The organism is Myxococcus sp. AB025B (assembly GCF_006518215.1).
GTDB lineage: Bacteria > Myxococcota > Myxococcia > Myxococcales > Myxococcaceae > Myxococcus > Myxococcus fulvus.
The window spans coordinates 1-426 of the sequence record NZ_SRLW01000731.1 but is presented as its reverse complement, the minus strand read 5'-3'; the positions used below and the strand labels follow the sequence as shown (position 1 = coordinate 426).

1 protein-coding gene is annotated in these 426 nt (G+C 68.5%); it reads right to left on the bottom strand.

What is annotated here, in order from left to right:
- On the bottom strand, positions 1-426 hold a 426-nt coding region (locus FL311_RS44800), incomplete at both ends, for an FAD-dependent oxidoreductase (protein WP_368668628.1).

Here is a 426-nt window from a genome sequence, read left to right as displayed (position 1 = left end):
TTGTAGGCGTGCCCGGCGCCGTTGGCCACGACGATCTGCGGGTGCCCGGGCACGGAGTCGAGGATGAAGTTCTGGTCCGGCGGCACCGTGTAGAGGCAGGTCTTCGTGTAGAGCTCCGGCCCGCCGAAGCGGGGGAGGTGCTGCTCGACGAACATCTCGTAGCGCTTCTGGCGCACCGGGTCGGGCTCGAAGGTCCGGTCCTCGGCGGTCGTCTCGTGCCCGCCCATGTGCTGGCCGAGCTTGGTGGTGACCTCGCCGTAGACGGGGAACCCGTAGAAGTTGTGCTCGCCGTGGAACATGAACACCGGGAACCGCGACGGCGCGAACTCCGCGAGGTGCGGGGTGGCGTAGTAGGTGACCTGCTCCTGGAGGACCGTCAGCGGCAGCTCGACCCCGCAGGAGGCGAGCACCTGGTTGGTCCACGCG